Source organism: Prolixibacteraceae bacterium, assembly GCA_019720755.1.
Taxonomy (GTDB): Bacteria; Bacteroidota; Bacteroidia; order Bacteroidales; family Prolixibacteraceae; genus Halosquirtibacter; species Halosquirtibacter laminarini.
The window spans coordinates 727362-748239 of sequence record CP081303.1 but is presented as its reverse complement, the minus strand read 5'-3'; the positions used below and the strand labels follow the sequence as shown (position 1 = coordinate 748239).

Genomic DNA, 20878 nt, shown 5'->3' with positions numbered 1-20878 from the left:
CCTCTTTAGAGAGAGAAGGAGAAGGAGTATTAGAAATATTGTTATTAGTTGTTTTCAGGACGTAACTGACGAACTGTTTTACCAGCTTGCCACATCTCAGATTCTCTTAGCTCTTTCAACTCTGCTTCCAATTTCACACGGTAATCAGGTTGGCTATTTGAATCGATAGAACGTTGTGCTTCGTTTCCTGCCGCAACCTCATCATACAGTTTTTGGAAAACTGGTTTTGTAGCATCACGGAAAGGCTTCCACCAATCTAAAGCACCACGCTGTGCTGTAGTCGAAGTATTGGCATACATCCAATCCATACCATTCTGAGCAACAAGAGGCATCAAACTCTGTGTCAACTCTTCAACAGTCTCGTTAAAGGCCTCTGATGGAGTATGACCTTGCTCTCTCAACACTTCGTATTGAGCAGCAAAAATACCTTGAATACATCCCATCAAAGTACCACGCTCTCCTGTAAGGTCAGAGTATACTTCGCGTCTAAAGTCTGTTTCAAAAAGATATCCAGAACCAACACCAATACCTAAAGAGATCACTCTATCATAAGCACGACCTGTTGCATCTTGGAAGATTGCATAGCTAGAGTTTAAGCCTCTACCTTCTAAAAACATAGTACGTAAACTTGTACCAGAACCTTTAGGAGCAACTAAGATAACATCCACATCCTTTGGAGGAACGATCCCAGTACGATCATTAAATGTCACACCAAAACCATGAGAGAAGTAAAGTGCTTTTCCTTTAGTAAGATGTTTTTTTACAGTAGGCCACACTGCAATCTGACCAGCATCAGAAAGAAGATATTGAATCACAGTTGCTTTTTCACAAGCCTCTTCAATATCAAAAAGGTTCTCCCCTGGCACCCAACCATCAGCTACAGCCTTATCCCAGGTTTTAGACTCTTTACGTTGTCCAACAATTACATTAAACCCATTGTCTCGAAGGTTCAAAGATTGACCTGGTCCCTGCACCCCATAACCGATTACAGCGATGGTTTCCTCTTTCATTGTTTCACGAGCTTTTTCCAATGGAAATTCTTCTCGCATTACTACTTTCTCTTCTGTTCCTCCGAAATTTAACTTTGCCATTTTTCTTGTTTTAAGTATGTTAGAACTATTTTTTCTATTTCTGTTTATCTAATACAGTCTGAACGCGATCTCTCTCTTTTAGAAATTCAGACAGTTTCTCAATATTTGATCTTGTAATTGCAACCCTACCTGAGCGAATAAATTGAATGACACCATAAGGGTTAAGCTTATCGAAAAGCTCTTGTGTCTCCGCCTTATGTCCTGTCTTTTCAATCACAGTGTAAGTAGGGGTAATCTCTAATATACGAGCATGATATGCTCTTACAATCTTCTCAATCTGGTCGCCTGCAAGCAGTGCTTCCGACGAGACCTTGTATAGAGCGACTTCCTGATGAACGATTTCATCATTACGATGATAAAAACATTTAAGGACCTCCACATGCCTCTCTATTTGGACGCACAGTTTTGTGATTCGATCCTCCAAGTCATTTACGACAATCGTAAACTTACTAATGCCAGCGATAGCAGATTCCGAAACCGTCAAGCTCTCGATATTGATTCTACGACGAGTAAACATGATAGTGATTCGATTCAACAACCCAATAGTATTCTCTGTATAAGCAGAGATGGTAAATTCTTGTTTTTGCATACTATATATAGATTATGAGTTTGGTCCCAATCTTACATCAGACACTGTAGCTCCAGAAGGAACCATTGGGAATACATTCTCTTCTTTCTCAACACGAACTTCTAAAAAGTAAGGGCCTTCAGTGGCAAGCATTTCGCTTATGGCACCATCCAAATCCTCTCTTTTATCGACAAGTTTGGCTTCGAACCCATAACCTTGTGCTATTTTTATAAAGTCAGGATTATTCATTTCAGTAAAAGAGTATCGACGATCAAAAAATAGCTCTTGCCACTGCCTTACCATACCCAGAAATTCATTATTCAATACCACTACTTTCACATTAAGATTCTCTTGTTTAATAGTAGCCATCTCTTGAATTGTCATCTGAAACCCACCATCACCTAAGAAAGCGATAACCGTCTTATTGGGATTTCCTACAGCTGCACCAACTGCCGCAGGAAGACCAAAACCCATTGTCCCAAGACCTCCTGAGGTCACACAACAACGACTATCTTTGAACTTAAAATATCGTGCTGCCATCATCTGTTGCTGTCCAACATCTGTCGCCATAATCGCTTGGTGGTTGGTAGCATCTGCTACTTTGTTCACCACTTCAGCCATCGAGATACCGTTCTGTACAGGATTCAAATCATTCTTTATCACTGCATCAAATTCTTTCTCTTCAAAAGGTGTAAACTCTTTAAGCCAATCGGTATGCTTATTCTCTTTGACTAGTCGACATAACATCTTCAATGCTTTTTTTGCATCACTACAGATAGCCACTTCGACAGGTATATTTTTATTTATCTCAGATGGATCTATCTCGATGTGTATCACCTTGGCTTGTTTTGCATAGGTATTTATATCCCCTGTCACTCTATCATCAAAACGCATCCCTACAGCAATCAACAGATCACATTCATTGGTCATCACATTGGGACCATAATTTCCATGCATTCCTAACATTCCTTTTAATAGAGGATGATCTGATGGTACTGCTGAAAGTCCCAATAGAGTGGATGCCATTGGAATATCTGTTTTCTCTGCAAATTGCAATAATGTCTTTTCAGCGCCAGAGAGAACCACTCCCTGACCAACAAGCATCAAAGGCTTCTTTGCATCGTCTATTAATTTTGCAGCATCAACCAAAGCTCTCTTTTCAATAGGTTGTTCTGGTAGATAACTACGAATACGACGACATTTATTATAAGAAAATGCTACTTTGCTAAATTGAGCATCTTTAGAAATATCAATAAGAACAGGTCCTGGTCTACCAGTGCTTGCAATAAAAAATGCCTTGGCAACAACCTCTGCAATCTCATCAGCCGAGGTAACCTGATAATTCCATTTTGTGACTGGCATCGACATTCCCACGATATCAGACTCTTGAAAAGCATCTGTTCCTAACAATGGACTAGTCACCTGACCCGTAAAACAGACCAAAGGAGTTGAATCAATCATTGCGTCAGCAATACCAGTCATTAAATTTGTAGCACCTGGTCCAGAAGTTGCAAAACAAACCCCCACTTTACCAGAAACTCGTGCATATCCTTGTGCAGCATGAATCGCTCCTTGCTCATGACGAGACAAGATATGATTCACCTGATCAAGATAATCATATAGCGCATCATACACTGGCATAATAGCACCACCTGGATATCCAAATATTGTATCAACCCCCTCCTCTAATAGCGAAAGGATCAATGCTTTGGCTCCAGATACATTCTCTTCATTACTCGTAAGTGAACTGTGGTTTTGGGTAGTCATATAAGTATGATTTAAATGATGAATGATTCTATATTATACTAATCTCACAGCACCTTTATCTGCTGATGAAACTAATTTTGAATATGCTTTAAGCGCAGTTGACACTTTTCGATCTCTATGGGAAGGTGTATAAGCTTGATCTCCTCGTGCCTCCTCTTTTTGTCGTCTTTGATCTAAAATATCTTGTGGAACATCTAGTTCAATAGATCGATTAGGAATGTCAATACGAACAGGATCACCATCTTCTACCAATGCGATCAAACCACCAGCTGCTGCTTCTGGAGAGGCATGTCCTATAGACAATCCAGATGTACCTCCTGAAAAACGACCATCTGTTAATAGTGCACAAACTTTGCCTAATTGCATCGACTTAAGGTAGGAAGTAGGATACAACATCTCTTGCATACCTGGTCCTCCTTTAGGTCCTTCATATCGAATGATTACAACATCTCCAGCCTGTACTGTATCACTTAAAATACCATTACATGCATCTTCCTGAGACTCAAAAACTTTTGCTGTTCCATTAAATTCAAAAGCAGAAGCATCTACTCCGGCAGTTTTAACAATACAACCATCTTTCGCAATATTTCCAAACAATACAGCAAGTCCTCCATCTTGGTAATAAGCATGCTCCACAGAACGGATACAACCCCCCTCTCTGTCAAGATCTAAAACTTCGTAAGCTTTTTCTTGAGATCCCATCACTAAGTTGCGTCCAATATAACCTGGAGCAGAATGATAAAGACTCAATGCATCTTTTTGCACATTATCGCTACATATATCATATTTCTCTAGTACTGATTTTAATGTTTCGCCATCCGTTCGATATACCGAGGTGTTCAATAAAGAGCCTCTATCTAATTCAGCAAGAATCCCAAGGACCCCTCCGGCTCTATTTACATCTTGGATGTGATAGCTAGAGTTTGGAGACACTTTACATAAACAGGGAACTTTTCGAGAAAGCCTATCCATATCATGCATATCAAATTGAACTTCTGCTTCATGTGCAATAGCCAATAAGTGAAGTACCGTATTAGTAGATCCTCCCATAGCTATATCCAAAGTCATTGCATTCATAAAGGCATCTCTATTAGCAATAGCTCTTGGCAATACATTCTCATTGCCATGTTCATAGTAATCATATGCCATCTCTACGATACGATGAGCAGCTTGTTCAAAAAGCTTTTTACGATTTGCATGGGTCGCAACCACCGTTCCATTTCCAGGCAAAGAAAGTCCCAAAGCCTCAGTCAAACAATTCATTGAATTCGCAGTAAACATCCCAGAACAAGAACCACAAGTTGGACAAGCACTCTGTTCTAACTCGGCTAATTTTTGGTCATCGTAGTTATTATCAGCACCCTTAACCATCGCATCTACCAAATCATAATGCTCTCCATCCATCTCCCCTGCTTCCATAGGTCCACCAGAAACAAAGATCGTTGGAATATTTAGACGCATGGATGCCATCAACATACCAGGAGTAATCTTATCACAATTTGAAATACAAATCATTGCATCCACTTTATGGGCATTACACATATACTCCACACTATCAGCAATAACCTCTCTAGAAGGCAGAGAATACAACATTCCATCATGTCCCATTGCGATACCGTCATCAATGGCAATGGTGTTAAATTCGGCTGCAAAGCATCCTTGAGACTCAACGATTTTCTTGACCTCTTGACCAATATGATGAAGATGAACATGACCTGGAACCATTTGGGTAAACGAATTTACAATGGCTATAATCGGCTTACCAAAATGTTCCTCTTTCATTCCATTGGCTCTCCAAAGACTTCTAGCCCCGGCCATTCGTCTTCCTTCGGTTGTGGTACTACTTCTAAGTTTTTTATGCATGGCTAATGATTTTACAAGTCCAAAAAAAAGCCTTTCTCATGATTGTGAGAAAGGCTCTTTTTTTTCGATACGTACAGATATACAAAACCTCCCTCACATGGAATCAATGAGAATAATAATGACGATGAGAATAATATTTGTAACCTTCGATAACATATCTTTTTTCTTTCTTTTACCAGTAAGTTTGTTTACTAAATTCTTTATTTATTGTTCAATCACGTTTCAAATGTAGGGATTATTTTTTTACATCAAAACGAAATCATAGTTTTTTTGAACAACTTAATATTAAATTAAAACTAAAGACCTGTTTTAACTTACACTTATAAAACACTCCTAAATCTGAAATATGATCCAAAATAACAACCCTGATTATCAACATATTACACAACACTCATAGTGTCTCAAATTTCACCTTAGATCATGACACCACTCAAAAACATAAAGTTTTAATTTTCAACACTTTATAAGTGATATATTTTTTTTGCAATTTAAATATTAATTAAAACGCTCTATTCATTTTAATTTAAAAACAGAACCATGAAAATAATATTAAATTATAAGCTACATTTCCTTTCACTTACGAACTCTTAAATTATTATCTTTTTAAAGAACCTACTCAAATAAAAGAACCATTTAATCATATCAAACAATCTAAGAGTGTAATCTGTTAGATTATCATTCTAATTCATCAGGAATAACCTGACGAACTAGAGCAACATATTTAATCACATTTTAAATTTCTCGATCATGATGAATGATATTAATTGCGGAGCGTTTACATCTTATCACAAGGAAATTCCCAAAGAGATATTGGAATTCTTCTATCAGACAACAAAAGATATTGTAGGGGTTGGATATGATCCTATAAGTTATGCTACTCAAGTTGTTGCTGGAACAAATTACAGTTTCTTCTGCAATGCAAAACCAGTCTATCCACATGCGATAGAATATGCGGTTCTGATAGAAATATATCGACCACTTAAAGGGGAACCACATATTACAAAAATCATCAAAGTTCATTAAAAGGACAATTAGAGAGAGTTAAGAGATTAATTCTCTCTTTTTTATTCTCACAAGACTATATTAGAGCAATATAAATAGATAGTCGTATTGTTCTTCTATTTTTCCCTACAATAAAACAATTCCCAAAAAATCACATTAAAACAATTCAATAGACATAACTGTTTTTAAAATATCTAGGATATAATCTTCTACGATAATTTCAATATATTAAAACTAGAAACCTATGAAGAATGCAAGAGAAGATGGGCTATATTCTGAGTATGACACAAACATACCAGATGATATAAAAGCAATGTTTAATGAGGTAACGCAACGACTTATGGGAGTTGGTTACAAGCCAATTTGTTTTGCAATCAAGAGAGAAAAAGGGTTTAAGTTTAAATTCTTTTGTAATGCAACACCTATGCTACCTGGAGAGTATGAATATGCTGTCTTTATAGAGATTTTTAAACCTACAGATGGTATTGCACATCTAATCGGAATATCGAGAGTAAATTGAATTATTAAAGAGATAATGCGAATCAAGAGTTGGATTTCATATCTAACCAAGTGGTTTAATTACCTATATATTAGACATTTATATTGTTTTTATCCTTGAAAATCAGTATCTTATAGTTGTTTTCAAAGCGACTTTAAAATATGATAATCAAGGATAAGGACTTCAATTTAATAAAAATATACGATCTAATTTGTTATTATTTCGATGAGTTAAGATATTATTGTGAACGATTTAGTAACAATAACTCCCCTTGCTTTACTGATCAAGAGGTGATGACAATATATCTTTTTGGTGTTCAATATCAAGAATACACCAAGATAAATCAGATTCATAAATTTGCATGTGATTACTTGTCTGACTGGTTTCCAAATTTAGGATCTTATCAAGCATTTTGTAATCGCCTTAATCGTTTAGCTGGAGCTTTTACAAGATTGTCTGAATTATTACTTGAAGACACTCAGCCTAATGATTGTATTATCGATCAATGTTTACTTGATTCGATGCCAATTATAACGTGTTCTGGCAAACGAAAAGGCAAGGTGGCCAATGAAGTAACCAATAAAGGCTATTGCTCTACGAAAGGAGTTTACTATTATGGCATGAAGCTTCATATGCTGGGGATAAGACGACAAGATGCTTTACCATTTCCAGAGCAAGTCCTTTTTACTCCTGCATCTGTGAACGATATTGTCGTTTACAAGGAGAGATGGTCAGAAATGCGGAACAGAACCTTCTTTGGAGATAAAATTTACATGCATAATGAATTTAACCAACAAGTGAAGAATCAGTATAATTCAGAAATGTTGACACCTATTAAGGCAATAAAAGGGATGCCCTTGATAATCAAACAAAGAATAAAAGCAGCAGATGATTTGTATAATAGAGCTGTATCTAAAATTAGACAACCTATTGAAGCAATGTTCTCTTGGCTAATCGAAAAAACAGATATACAAAGAGCTAGTAAGGTAAGGTCTACAAAAGGATTAATGGTACATGCATTCGGTAAACTAACTGCAACGTTTCTTAATTATGTTTTGAACCCTTGATTCGCATAGATATATCATTTATATATTGAATGTTTGATCTCTCTCTGAGTGAACATTGCATTCGGTCAAACTTATACTGAGAATTTAAAATTTTCATCATGAATGGTATATGTTTGGAAGAGCTATATGGGAGTATATCCTTCTAAATATTTTAAAAAAAACACCTATAGATGGATTGAATTTTTCCACTAATATCAGTTTATAATTACTTATGAACACATTATTAAACAGATTATTAACTTATTCTTTCCATAAACGAAAACGGCACCATCAAAGACATAACTCTGTCCATCGAACTTCTTTTATCTATGTTAAAGTGACAATTAAGAGTGTAAAAAAATTAGACACTTTATATATCTCGTATAAATACTTTAGTACATTTACTTTGACCAATTATAATAACGATGAAGGAAGGAAATATCTTAATTATCGACGACAATTCAAGTATCTTAACAACATTAGAAATGTTGTTAACAGGACACTTTAAACAGATAATTACTCTAAAAAAACCCAATCATATTCTCTCCTATATTACCCAATATGATATAGAAGTGATCCTTCTTGACATGAACTTCTCTGCTGGAATTAATACAGGCAATGAAGGGGTATTTTGGCTAAATCAGATAATTGAGAAATTTCCTCATATCAGTGTTATTATGATAACTGCATATGGAGATATAGATCTAGCAGTAAGAACGATAAAAAATGGTGCATTTGACTTTATTCTTAAACCTTGGAATAATGAAAAAGTCATCTCCACAACACATGCAGCACTCAAGCTAAGTCAAAGTCAAAGAAAGAATCAGTCTCTTAAGAAGGAAAGTGAAAGATTAAAGGCTGCCTGTAATCAACAAGAAGAGGAGATAATTGGACGCTCCACAGCAATGAAAGAGGTAATAAAGATTGCACAAAAAATCGCAGGCACCGATGCCAACATATTGATAACAGGTGAAAATGGCACAGGTAAGGAGGTCTTTGCAAAATATATCCACACACTATCACAACGAAGAAACTCATTGATTGTCACAGTAGATATGGGAGCGATCTCTTCTACGCTATTCGAAAGTGAACTATTTGGACACACAAGAGGGTCATTTACTGGTGCAACTAAAGATAGAATGGGAAAGATGGAGGCAGCACATGAAGGGACACTATTTTTGGATGAGATAGGAAACCTATCAATGGATCTTCAAGCAAAACTTCTTTCAGTTATTCAAACCAAGACAATCACCAAACTAGGTAGTAATGATCCCAAACCTTTAGACATACGACTTATTTGTGCGACAAATATCAATATCCCCACCCAGATTGCAAATCAACAGTTTAGGGAAGACCTTTTTTATCGTATTAATACCATCCAAATAGAGCTACCTCCTTTGAGAGATAGAGGTCATGATATTATATTATTAGCCAATAATTTTCTAAATATCTTTGGTTTAAAATACAACAAAAGTCATCTACATTTAAGCACAAAAGTACAGAAACAGATACTTGACTATGGATGGCCTGGTAATATTAGAGAGTTAAAACATTGTATGGAAAAGGCTGCTATTCTCGCAGATAAACCACAGATTGATCATGTGGATCTTCAGACCTATCATGCAAATACACAAGATGATCTAAAACTATTAGATTTAGACCTTGACCAATTGGAGAAAAAAATAATCTCACAACAGTTAGAGGCAGAAGATGGTAATATGTCTAAAGTTGCAACAAAACTAGGAGTTACAAGACAAACCCTCTATAATAAATTAAAAAAACATAACCTATGATCACTCGCAATCTTCTAGTCTCCATTTCCCTACATCTCCTTGGGATTATCTCTTCGACTGCAGTGATCACCCTATCTGTTGCTCACAAGGCATGGATATACACAGGAATAGGGACATTCGTTCTAATACTATTCTCTACTCTTCTGATAAAAAGTATCTATAAAATTTTTAATAAAATAGAGATAACCCTTTTAGGTGTTTGTAATAATGACACCTCAATCCAACTTAACAAGAATAAACAGAGTCATACTTTACGAAAAATATCCATACACATTGAAAAAATCATTCAAAATACTCATGACACAAAGAAGCAGTTACACAGTAAAGAGCTTTACTTCGGTGCACTTATTGATAAATCATCTACGGGGCTATTCTCATATGACGAAACTTTCAGAGTAATAGATTGCAATCCTAAAGCTCAAAACATATTGCATTTATCACAAAGACACCATCTACAATCACTTACTAAAATTCATCCAGATTTACCTGATCATCTGATGAATATTCTAAAGAATAACAAAACGACTAGCTGTATCTTTGAAAGTGGTAGTAATAAAATACTCTTTAATACTACTACTTTACAAATAAACAATCAAAAGATATGTCTTGTATCTGTCAATGATGTAACTTGGGAATTAAATCAGAACGAGTCAGAAGCATGGATCAAACTATCCCGGACTCTTTCCCATGAGATAATGAATGCCATGACTCCAATGACTTCACTTTCTCAAATAGCTTTGGGTTACTTTAGTGATTTAAGAAAAATCAAACAAGTACAAGACCTAAAACAACAAGATATTCACAATACAGTCAAAGCGCTAACCATTATTGGAGAGCAAGCAGAACGTCTTATGCTATTTGTAAACAATTACAGAAAGTTCACCCAGCTTCCAACCCCTCAACACAAAAGTGTTTTGCTAAAACCATTCATTGAAAAGCAACTCTTCCTATATAGAACCCTAGATAAATCCAATGCCATTCAATTTGTTTGCAATATTTCAGAGGAATTCCATATTTATGCAGACCCTAAAATGCTTGAACACATCGCACTTAACATTGTTAAAAATGCAATAGAAGCATTTGAGGAGGGGCAAGAACCTTTCCCTAAAATTATCTTCGAATCGATACAAAGAGGAAATCTAACAACTCTTTCGATTATAAATAATGGTAAAGCGATACCAGAAGAGATTCGTGAAAATATCTTTACGCCATTCTATACTACCAAAGCAGAAGGTTCTGGCATTGGATTAAGCTTAAGCAAGCAGATGATGATCAAGATGGGAGGTAATCTTACACTAATTCAGAGGAGTTGTCTTACAGAATTTTCTATTCAATGTTATTCCAATGAGAACATTGAATAATCAACATCTACCTGTATGCTATTGGTTAAGCCATTGTCTAAATGATACCGACTTATCTCTTCCGACAGTAATTCTCGAATGATGTTTCGGAGAAGTAACAACAACCAATTTTCCACGAAACCAGTTTTCCACCTTCTCAATGGCACGTATATGAACAACAAATTGTCGATTTACTCTATAGTAGTCTGATTTATCTAAACCTAACATAATCTGTCCTAGGCTCTCTAAAATCACATGTCTCTTGCCATTAAATTCGCAAGCATATGTCGCATTATCATCAATATAGAAGTAAGCTATTTTCTCCACAGAAAGAGTATACCAAGCACCTTTTTGTTCTAATAAGAAATGTTTTCTCTTTGAAGTATTCTGCGAATTTGTCTCTTTAAACACATTATCAATAGGATTGACATCAAACAAACGTCTCAACAATTTTGTTTTCTGTTCCAACTGCCCCAAACATCTCTTCAGGTCTTTCAACTTAAGTGGCTTTAGAAGATAATCGACCGCATTAGATTCAAATGCCTTCACAGCATATTGATCATAAGCTGTAGTGTAGACGATTAGAGATTCAGTACGCACTTTCTCAAGAATTTCAAACCCCATACCATCCCCCAATTGTACATCAAGAAACAAAATATCTGGATCACGATTTTCATGAAACCAATTTATCGACTCTTTAACACTACCCAATACTGCAACAATTTCAGCATCAGGAACCAACTCAATTAAATATTTCGATAGAAGTCTTTGCGCAGGTATTTCATCTTCTACAATCGCTATTCTCATCATTTCTGTCTGTCTATTAATGGTAGTATGACACAGAAGTCTTCTTCGCTTTGACATACTTCAATATGTTTGCCAATCAACAACTTATAACGACGATCCAAGTTTCTTAAACCAATCCCTTCCTTATCAACTACTTTCTTATAATTCAATGAGTTTCTTACAATCAACTGTTTCCCATTATATAGGATATCTATTTTTAATGGCTTCTCTTTTAGGATAGCATTATGCTTTATAGCATTCTCAACTAACAACTGTAAAGCCAAAACAGGAATCTCACACTGCATCACATGAACATCTACATCAAATTGAATCTGAAATGCATCTTCATATTTAATTTCTTGCAGATAAACATACGATTCTAGAAACTCTAACTCCTCTTTAAGAGGTACAGTATAGTGGTCTGTGCTTTTTAAAATATAACGATAGATATCCGAAAGGTGTTGTGTATAGGTTACGGCTCTTTCTTGATCTAAATAGATCTCAGAAATAAGTACATTCAAACTATTAAACAAGAAATGAGGATTCACCTGATTCTGTAATGCATTCAGCTCTGCCCCCATCTTATCCTCTTTAAGTTGCATATTTTTTTCTCGTTCACGCACCAACCTTCTACTATAACTTCTAGTAAGCACAAATAGGTCAAACATCAAAATATACAGAGCTCCAAATACCACAAAAAAGGTATTCATCCTGTTAGAGATTAAATACTCTTTATAGTAGATGATCAATATACAAAACACAACGAAGTAGCCTAATTGTCCCAGTAATATTTTCCCTACTAATACCCATACAGATTTCTCATTTCGAGAAAAGATACCTTGAACTCTATCATCAAAAAAAAGAGTAAACTCACTGATGAGAATCAATGACCCCGTAATAATAAGGTAGTCTTTCAAACTACTTTGTAACACGGAATAATCCGACTGGTTTTGGGATATAAACCCAAGAAAAGAGAAAATAAACAGACAAAACATCGCAACCAAACCATTGCGTATTAAACCACTAATAACCCTTCCTCGGGAACTTTGTATGAATGGGTCCATTTCCTACGTTATTATTCTTTAAATCTATTTACTTCTAAGATAAACATTATTTTATTTATTCTAATGTAGAAGAGAGGCACAACACGATATCTCTCTACCACAATTCTGTTCAAACAGCCCATCATTCACATATTGAGTCACAAATGAAGTGTATCTGAACGAAAAAAGTATTGAAGGAGACTACTCTTGCTGTAAAGAATCCCACACTGAAGATAAAACTCCCATTGCTTTTTGATATTTCACCTGTTCAATCTTATATTGAGATTTAGAGTATACAAACAATGAATACTGTTGCTGCCAAGACAATTGAGCCTCTAAATAGTCTGTTATTAGTTCAAGTCCTTGCATATAGGCTTCTTTACTCATATCCATATTTAGTTTTGCTTGAACAAGGCTCTTCTTATAGAGCAAATATCGATCGTAAGCCTGCTGTATCTTTTGTTTTGCTTGCATCGCTTCTAACTCCATCAACCGACTCTTTTTTTGTGTTTCAAGTTGTGCAATTTCGGAGGCCATACGGGCCTTCATTCGTTTATTTCGTCTTTCACCACTATAAGGAATTGGGATAGAAAATTCTACGGCAACTGTTGGAGTTATATTATTCTGAATCCACCCTTCTTGAACAAACGGGGTCGTTCCCATATTGTCTACATGTAATGCTTTGAGGTAGCGTGCTCCTGCTTTAATACCGATAGCAGGAAGGTAATCAGCCACCACTAATTTCTCATTCAACTTTTTCATTTGGTCTCTCTTCGACAGAATTTTATAGTCAGATCTAGATGACACATCCACCTTCTGATCCAGCACCATTGGGGATACTACGACTTTTGTAGAGTCATCTATCATGAGAGAGATAGAGAGAGGAAGTCCCATCAACCTGCACAGTGACATTCGCAAAAGATCTCTTTGATTTTTTGCCTCTTGCAATTTTATCTGAGCACTATTTCTTTTTACCTCCACTTTCAGAAGCTCATTACGGTGCTTCAATCCAACAGAGACTGCATTCTCCACTTTTGCAGTAAGAGAATCTAAAAGAGACAAATACATCGCAGAAACTTCCACTTGCTCGTGAGCAGCAACATAAGACCAATAACATTCATCCGAAGCCAACAAGAGCTGCTCTTGAGTCTCTTTTCTTTTTAACTGATAAATATCCACACCCAAATCAGCCATTTCATTTGCCAAACGGATCTTCCCACCTCCATAAAGAGGCATATTGGCAACCATATCCACACCAAAACTCTCATTCATATCATAAGATATTCCACCAGAAGGTAGAAACGCATACTGATCAAAGATAGGATTTCCATCGGCTCCAATAACCGGTTTTCCATGCATATCCAACATGACGTTTGGAACCATCGTCTGCGAAGTAGGATCCAACTTCGCAGTAGGAAGGTAGGTGTTATCCCACTCCAACTTGCTTACATCAGAAAAAGCATGAGTCACTCTACCTCTTATAGAAGCTTTGGGAAGAAACAGGGTACGCATCTCTTTTTGATAATATTTTGCACTCTTTAATTCTCTATTTGCCATAGAGATCTCTTCACTATGATGTAGCACCCTATCTCTACATATATCTCTACTAATAGTCAGTTGTGCCTTTGTATGAACCGTACCCATAAAGAGGATCAGTCCAAGTACATATTTTTCTTTTATCTTCATCTATACACACTATTTAAAACTGATGGAAAACAAAACAGGAATTACGATCAACGTAATAAGGGTTCCGATGAAAAGTCCACCCATAATCGTTACAGCAAGACTTCCAAAAAACACATCTCGTACCAAAGGGATCATTCCCAATATGGTGGTCATTGCACCCATCATTACAGGACGCACACGAGACAAAGCAGCGTCTAATAGTGCTGCATTCTTGTTTTCATAAGACTGCATTCGAACATCTATATCCTCTATCAATACCACTGCGTTTTTGATCATCATTCCAGCCAATCCAACAACACCCACCATGGCAAGAAAGCCAAAAGCTTTTCCTGTAACAATCATTGCGGGAATAACTCCTATCCATGCCAAAAGGACACAAAAAAGTGTAATCCACATCTTACGATAACTTTTATACAGAAGGAGCAAAATCAACACAATACCAAATAAGGCAAGAGGAATAAACAGCACAATATATTTTGTCGCATTGGCTTGATCTCCCGCTTCGCCACCCCACTTTAAATGATATCCTTTCGGAAGAGAGATATTTTCAATCTCTTTTCTCACATCAGTCATCACTTCAGTAGCAGTATGTGTCTCTTTGGGATTGCACATTACTTTAATGGTTCGCACCCCATTTTCTCTCCGGATTAGAGGCTCCTCCCAAGCTATAGAAAGGTCAGCTACGGCACTCAAAGGAGAAGGAGCCAACAGTTTTTCTTCTACCTCTTCTAATGAAATATCACCTTGAAGCACCTCCTGAATTGGAAGGTGTATAGCTCCTTTTCCCCAAACAGGAATATGCCTTAATACATCAATATCTTCCCCTCCATTGTCTGTCATTTTTAGCTTAAGAGGGATCTCTGTCTCTTTCTCAAAATATCGATGAATTGGAACACCTGATGTTGACATTAAAAGAGCCAAAGATGCATCTTGCCTACTCACCACCATACTTGCTCCGTCTAGTTGTCGATAGTTTACATGAAGGTATGGAGTAACAGGCTCCCAGTTATTATGAACAGAATACCTATCCACATAAGAGCTAGACTGAAATATCGACTCGGCATGCTTGGACAACATCTTCAAAGTATCTATCTCAGGCCCATAAAAATTACATTCAACCAGGGCCTCGACACTAATCAAAGCATAACTTTTTAGTTCAGAAAAAGCATCAGGATAGTAGGTATGAACATGATCTAGTATCTTAGATCGCAAGGATTCCACATCTTCCCAAGAGCTATACGAGATGATAATCTCACCATAAGAGTCGTTCATATCTGGAATTATTCGAACCAAAGTATATCTAGTAGCAGCACCCCCAATATTAGAGGTAACCTCCTCTACTCCTTGTTGAGTAAGAAGCCAGGAAGTGATCTCCTGAAGATCTTTTTCCAACACCTTTGGATGAACTCCATTAGGCAACTTATAAGTCAAATAATTCTGACGATAATTCATATTAGGGAAAAATTCTGACTTCATAAATTTAGTAGCCCACAGTGACCCAACCAAAAGCAGTACCGATGTAAAGATTACTCTTTTAGGATGCATTAAAGCCCAACTGATGATTCTTTGAAAAGTCTCCTTCAATCGATCTTTCTTCTTTCTTGAACAAACAATACCTTTAGTCAGAACCATCGATGCAAAAAGAGGCACTTGGGTCATTGAAAGGAACCAACTTAAAAATAGAGAGGTAGCAAGAACAAGAAAAAGATCTCTAGTGTACACTCCTGTGGCATCAGGAGACAGATAGACAGGTAAAAAAGATAAAATGGTGATCAAGGTAGCACCCAACAGAGGCATTGCTCTTTTCTGGGGTGAAACTTGAAAAGCGGTTCTCCATGATTTCCCCACTTTAAGGTCTTCATAAATACCATCAATTACCACAATCGCATTGTCCACGAGCATTCCCATTGCCACAATAAAAGCACCTAAAGAGACTCTTTGTATAGTTCCTCCCCACAACAACAAAAAAGGCAATGAACCCACTATGGATAAGATCAAACTAGCCCCAATAACCACACTACTACGCCAACCTAGAACAATCAAAAGAATTCCGACCACAATCATGACAGAAATGACCAGGTTCAATACAAAAGAGTTTAAAGATTCTTTCACCAGATCTGATTGAAAATAGACCTTATGAAAAGATATACCAAGAGGCATCTGTTTCTGAATAATCGTCATCTCTTTTTCGACACACTCTCCGATAGCCACCACATTCTCTCCTGGGTTCATCGAAATAGATATACCAATAGCAGGTTCATGATTATAATACATTCTAGAACTAAAGGGTTCTTCTATTTTTCGTTCTATTGTCGCAATCTCACTTAGTCGATATTGAACATCCTTTCCCCCGCGTATAATCACATTCTTTAACTGTTGCATCTGTACAAGACTACGTGGTACGGAAACACGAATGTTCTTATTTTGTGTCAAATAAGCACCTGCATATAGATCCTTTAACTGATCCTCTATTGTGGATACAATAGTAGATGGCATAATTCCCAAATGCGAGAGTTTATCTGCATCTATCTTAATATCGATCTCACTATTTTGCACCCCATTAAGTAGTACTCGTTTTACCCCATTTACAGCCAACAAACGATCTCTAACGGTATGAGCATATTCTCTCATTTGATCATAATCAATTCCATCAGAAGACATCGCATAAAACAGACCATACACATCTCCAAAATCATCATATACTTGAGGCATATAAGCTCCGGGAGGAAGAAATCGTTCCACATCCGCCACTTTCTTTCGAAGAAAATCCCAATACTGATCCACCTCATCCTCAGGAACAGTTGTCTCCAGCGACAGATGTATTTCAGAATAATTAGCCAAAGATCGTGATTCAATATCTTTGATATTTGGAATGGTACGAAGATGATTCTCTAATATCTTGGTCACACTCTCTTCGACACATTCGGCAGATGCACCAGGATATGGCACAACAACCAAAGCCGATTTAATTTTCAGTTCAGGGTCCTCCAATTTACTCAGTAAATGGAAAGAGATGATTCCTGCTAAGCAGAGAGAAAAAAGCAAGAAATAGATTACTCTCTTTTGCTTGAAGACAGCTTGAATAAAATTCATTATTTATCCTCCTGTATCAGTAACACATTCATTTGATCTTCTAGACTATGCACTCCGGCAGTTATTAATGTATCTCCTCCCGACAATCCATAAACAGATGCATATCCATCTCGATAAAGATCAAGGAGTTCAATAGTTCTTTTCAGAACTTTCCCATCTCGATAACAGAAAACATAGGAATGGCTATTTTCATGAATACATGAACAAAGAGGAATACGTATATACGTATCTGCTGGCACATCGAACTTTAAAGCAATCTGAAGATTCATCCCACTTACCAATGGGACTTTATTTGTAGATTTAATAGAGAACCACATGGCATAAAGATTGTTTGACTCTGGTTTGATTGTGGATCCGATAAACGAAAGAGGAAACGAATGACCTTTATAATAACTACTTGTAGCAATTGCCGACTTCAATTGTGCTGATTTTAATACGATTGAGTAGGGTACAGAGACGCGAACTCGTAAAGCATTCGACCTTACCAAAGAATATACAGTCATTCCTGCACTCACCAACTCTCCTTCATGAACAATCACCTTTTGGACAACCCCATCGAAAGGAGCTCTAAGAGTCATGTCTTTTAATGCATTCTTATCATTTTCAAGCATTACTTTCAGTTGTTGTAAACCAGAAATGGCTTTCTCATAATCATTGTCAGCCAAGTTATGGGACCGATATAATGCCTTTAGTCTTCCAACCTCACTAGACAATTGACCGTATTTATACTTCGTCGCTTGAAACTTTAGTTTATAATCTCGGTCATCCATCGAAGCAAGGACCTCCCCTTTCTTCACGTACTCACCCTCCTTTTTAAAAAGACGTAAAACAGGACCTGGTTTTCGAAAAGAGAGCTTCATTTGCTCTTGCTCCTTTATCACGCCATAACAGTTCTCCACTTTTACAGAGGCTTCGGCCTCTACTATCTTGTATTTTACACGACGTAAAGTGTCCTCTTTCTTTACGATGTCTGATGAACAAGCAATAACAGCTATTAATACAATACCTATCATTATATATCGAATGATCCCTTCCATATCCTCAACTATTGAATTATATTTTAACACTAAGCTGAGAAAGATTAATGGAAGGCGAAAGAACAAAAATAGGGAAACGTTATTTTTGTAGTTTATAACGTAAAAATCACGAGGTAAAAAAAATCAAACATCTAAGAAGCAACCAACTGATGTACTTTAACTCCTCTGTAACATTTGTCACTGACCAGAATAAAAGAATGCACTTACTTTGCATATGTAAACAAACAAGTACTGAATGCAGAAACACTTAAAATGAATATTATTAAAACATATAAATGCTTCAGGTACTCTAAAAATCAAAAGGAGAATAAGTTATGGCAACAAAAAAAATGACAACAGAACTTTTCAAACAAACCATCTTTAACTATGAAAACAACCAAGAGTGGAAATTTGAAGGAGATCGTCCTGCCCTAATTGATTTCTATGCTGACTGGTGTGCTCCATGTAAGATGATTGCACCCATATTAGAAGAACTTTCGGAAAAATATGATGGGAAAATTGATATATACAAAGTAAATACAGAACAAGAACAAGAGTTATCTTCTGTATTTGGTATCCAAAGCATTCCATCACTACTTTTTATTCCTAAAGAGGGGATGCCTAAAATGCAAGCAGGTGCTATGGCCAAACAAGCGCTAGAACAAGCCATTGAAAACGAACTAATCAATGCATAACGATGAGTATGGATTGGAAGAACTGGAACTTGATGAGAATCCTGCGATTGGTATTTGCGATCTATACCATTCACTATGTAGTAGAGAGCAAAGAGTGGGGATGGCTTCTTTTTGCAGCCCTTCTCCTATGGCAGGTAATCACCAATGCATCCTGCGGATGTCAAGGAGGAAGCTGTAGTATGCCTCCCGATAAAAAGAAAGATAACAACCATAAAGTGGATACCCATGAATTGGACTAAAAATATAACACTTCTGATGATCTTGATGATCTCTTTCTCTTGTCAACCAAAGGCACAGGAGAAGGACTCAGAAGGCCATAAAACAGCCCAAACTCATTCTACCGTAAAGTTAACCAAGCAAGAGTTTTTGGATAAAGTGTACGATTTTGAAAAGAATCCACAAGAGTGGAAATACAAAGGAGACAAACCTGCCATAATTGACTTCTATGCGGATTGGTGTGGACCTTGCAGAATGACTGCGCCCGTTTTGGAAGCGTTGGCAAAAGAGTATGGCGACAAAATAGTTATTTATAAAGTAGACACACAAAAAGAGCGTGAAATTTCAGCGGCTTTTGGAATACAAAGTCTTCCATCACTACTCTTTATTCCTTTAAATGAAAAACCTCAACTTGCAAAAGGAGCCATGCCCAAAGAGGCATTTGAAGAAGCAATAGAGAAAGTCTTAAAAGTAACAAAATAAGCCTATGTCATTCTTCAAGAAATATCTCACAACCCTGATAGGGATACTAATAGGAATGCTCGGAGGGTATCTTTACTGGAGATTTATTGGATGTAAAAGCGGCACTTGTCCAATCACTAGCAATCCTATTCATAGCACACTCTACGGAGCTTTGATGGGAGGACTTGTAGGCAATACAATAAAAAAAGATGAGAACTTCGTTTAAAGTAAAGAACGTCAGCTGTGGAGCCTGCGTCTCAGACATAAATACCGAACTCTTGAAAGTCAATGGAGTTTATGGGGTATTTGCAAATATCGCGACCCAAAGCTTAGATATCGATCACACAGGAGATACAGATCTAAAGAGAGTAAAACAGATTCTGAAAGATTTAAAATATTTGGTATAATTAATTTGGTATATACTGTTTGGAATGCAATGGAAGGGCTTTGTTTGCGCTTCCTTTGCCTCTATTAATTCAAAAAAAGATAACCATGGCACTATCCATAGATCCTCATAGATGTCCACAAAACCACAAATGCCCCATGTTGTCAATCTGTAAATACGATGCGATTACACAGAACGGATATGGTTTGCCTGTGATAGACAAAGAAAAATGTGTAGAATGTGGAAAGTGTGTACGCTATTGCGGAATGCAAGCAGTCCACAAAGAGAAAAATTAATCCATTAATGGGTTTCGTGCTGACACTTTGACCTCTAAAGAGAGGGGATACAAATAAAATATAACTCAAAAAGGGATGAATAGATTGAGAGACTATTCACTCCATCAACAACCACTCTCAAACAACTGCTCAAATCGTTGAAGAGACTACCAAAGAAATGTGTTTGACTTTGCAATGTTTGTTTACCGAAGAAAAATGATATGCGAGTTGATCTTCAACTCCATATCTTCT

Annotated in this window: 20 protein-coding genes; 11 read left to right on the top strand and 9 right to left on the bottom strand. The window is 36.7% G+C overall.

Going from position 1 to position 20878, the window contains the following annotated elements; all coding sequences use genetic code 11:
- Window positions 1-44: 44 nt before the first annotated feature.
- From ilvC to ilvD, 4 genes are read right to left on the bottom strand one after another with little or no spacing between them, the layout of a single operon-like run.
- Window positions 45-1091 carry a ketol-acid reductoisomerase gene (ilvC, locus tag K4L44_03035; protein QZE14849.1) on the bottom strand — a complete coding sequence of 349 codons (1047 nt, stop codon included), beginning with the start codon at window positions 1089-1091 and terminating at the stop codon, window positions 45-47.
- Between the two features lie 34 nt (window positions 1092-1125).
- The gene (gene ilvN, locus K4L44_03030; protein ID QZE15945.1) at window positions 1126-1689 is read right to left on the bottom strand and encodes an acetolactate synthase small subunit; all 564 of its coding nucleotides are present in this window, start codon (window positions 1687-1689) and stop codon (window positions 1126-1128) included.
- A gap of 3 nt (window positions 1690-1692) precedes the next feature.
- Window positions 1693-3426 carry a biosynthetic-type acetolactate synthase large subunit gene (ilvB, locus tag K4L44_03025; GenBank protein QZE14848.1) on the bottom strand — a complete coding sequence of 578 codons (1734 nt, stop codon included), beginning with the start codon at window positions 3424-3426 and terminating at the stop codon, window positions 1693-1695.
- 33 nt (window positions 3427-3459) lie between these two features.
- The gene (gene ilvD / locus K4L44_03020; protein QZE14847.1) at window positions 3460-5289 is read right to left on the bottom strand and encodes a dihydroxy-acid dehydratase; all 1830 of its coding nucleotides are present in this window, start codon (window positions 5287-5289) and stop codon (window positions 3460-3462) included.
- Window positions 5290-6036: 747 nt separating this feature from the next.
- On the opposite strand from ilvD, the gene K4L44_03015 reads away from it, so the two are divergent.
- The 5 genes from K4L44_03015 (at window position 6037) to K4L44_02995 (ending at window position 10990) form a co-directional block, all read left to right on the top strand.
- Entirely contained in the window at window positions 6037-6312 is a 276-nt protein-coding gene (locus K4L44_03015; protein ID QZE14846.1) for a hypothetical protein, read from the top strand.
- Between the two features lie 223 nt (window positions 6313-6535).
- Window positions 6536-6811, top strand: a complete 276-nt coding sequence (locus K4L44_03010; GenBank protein QZE14845.1) for a hypothetical protein — start codon at window positions 6536-6538, stop codon at window positions 6809-6811.
- 140 nt (window positions 6812-6951) lie between these two features.
- Window positions 6952-7857 carry a transposase gene (locus tag K4L44_03005; protein ID QZE14844.1) on the top strand — a complete coding sequence of 302 codons (906 nt, stop codon included), beginning with the start codon at window positions 6952-6954 and terminating at the stop codon, window positions 7855-7857.
- A 404-nt stretch (window positions 7858-8261) separates the two neighbouring features.
- Entirely contained in the window at window positions 8262-9629 is a 1368-nt protein-coding gene (locus K4L44_03000) for a sigma-54 dependent transcriptional regulator (protein ID QZE14843.1), read from the top strand.
- On the top strand, window positions 9626-10990 hold the full coding sequence (locus tag K4L44_02995) for a hypothetical protein (GenBank protein ID QZE14842.1): 1365 nt from the start codon (window positions 9626-9628) through the stop codon (window positions 10988-10990). The genes K4L44_03000 and K4L44_02995 overlap by 4 nt, the downstream gene beginning before the upstream one ends.
- 18 nt (window positions 10991-11008) lie before the next feature.
- On the opposite strand, the gene K4L44_02990 is transcribed toward K4L44_02995, so the two are convergent.
- The 5 genes from K4L44_02990 to K4L44_02970 form a co-directional block, all read right to left on the bottom strand.
- The gene (locus tag K4L44_02990) at window positions 11009-11779 is read right to left on the bottom strand and encodes a LytTR family DNA-binding domain-containing protein (GenBank protein ID QZE14841.1); all 771 of its coding nucleotides are present in this window, start codon (window positions 11777-11779) and stop codon (window positions 11009-11011) included.
- Complete coding sequence (locus tag K4L44_02985; GenBank protein ID QZE14840.1) at window positions 11776-12819, bottom strand: histidine kinase; 1044 nt, start codon at window positions 12817-12819, stop codon at window positions 11776-11778. The genes K4L44_02990 and K4L44_02985 overlap by 4 nt, the downstream gene beginning before the upstream one ends.
- 180 nt (window positions 12820-12999) lie before the next feature.
- Window positions 13000-14484 (bottom strand): TolC family protein, encoded by a 1485-nt coding sequence (locus K4L44_02980; GenBank protein ID QZE14839.1) that lies wholly within the window; start codon window positions 14482-14484, stop codon window positions 13000-13002.
- A gap of 9 nt (window positions 14485-14493) precedes the next feature.
- Window positions 14494-17577 (bottom strand): efflux RND transporter permease subunit, encoded by a 3084-nt coding sequence (locus K4L44_02975; protein ID QZE14838.1) that lies wholly within the window; start codon window positions 17575-17577, stop codon window positions 14494-14496.
- Window positions 17577-18614 (bottom strand): efflux RND transporter periplasmic adaptor subunit, encoded by a 1038-nt coding sequence (locus K4L44_02970; GenBank protein QZE14837.1) that lies wholly within the window; start codon window positions 18612-18614, stop codon window positions 17577-17579. The genes K4L44_02975 and K4L44_02970 overlap by 1 nt, the downstream gene beginning before the upstream one ends.
- 329 nt (window positions 18615-18943) lie before the next feature.
- Here K4L44_02970 and trxA (K4L44_02965) point away from each other — a divergent pair, with 329 nt between their 5' ends.
- The 6 genes from trxA (K4L44_02965) to K4L44_02940 all read left to right on the top strand — a co-directional run bounded on the left by trxA (K4L44_02965) (window position 18944) and on the right by K4L44_02940 (window position 20647).
- On the top strand, window positions 18944-19288 hold the full coding sequence (gene trxA / locus K4L44_02965) for a thioredoxin (GenBank protein QZE15944.1): 345 nt from the start codon (window positions 18944-18946) through the stop codon (window positions 19286-19288).
- A gap of 8 nt (window positions 19289-19296) precedes the next feature.
- Entirely contained in the window at window positions 19297-19527 is a 231-nt protein-coding gene (locus K4L44_02960) for a hypothetical protein (GenBank protein QZE14836.1), read from the top strand.
- Window positions 19528-19552: 25 nt separating this feature from the next.
- Window positions 19553-19987, top strand: a complete 435-nt coding sequence (gene trxA / locus K4L44_02955; GenBank protein QZE15943.1) for a thioredoxin — start codon at window positions 19553-19555, stop codon at window positions 19985-19987.
- A gap of 4 nt (window positions 19988-19991) precedes the next feature.
- Complete coding sequence (locus tag K4L44_02950; GenBank protein ID QZE14835.1) at window positions 19992-20192, top strand: hypothetical protein; 201 nt, start codon at window positions 19992-19994, stop codon at window positions 20190-20192.
- The gene (locus tag K4L44_02945; GenBank protein ID QZE14834.1) at window positions 20176-20373 is read left to right on the top strand and encodes a heavy-metal-associated domain-containing protein; all 198 of its coding nucleotides are present in this window, start codon (window positions 20176-20178) and stop codon (window positions 20371-20373) included. The genes K4L44_02950 and K4L44_02945 overlap by 17 nt, the downstream gene beginning before the upstream one ends.
- An 85-nt stretch (window positions 20374-20458) precedes the next feature.
- Window positions 20459-20647, top strand: a complete 189-nt coding sequence (locus tag K4L44_02940; protein QZE14833.1) for a 4Fe-4S binding protein — start codon at window positions 20459-20461, stop codon at window positions 20645-20647.
- Window positions 20648-20878: the final 231 nt, after the last annotated feature.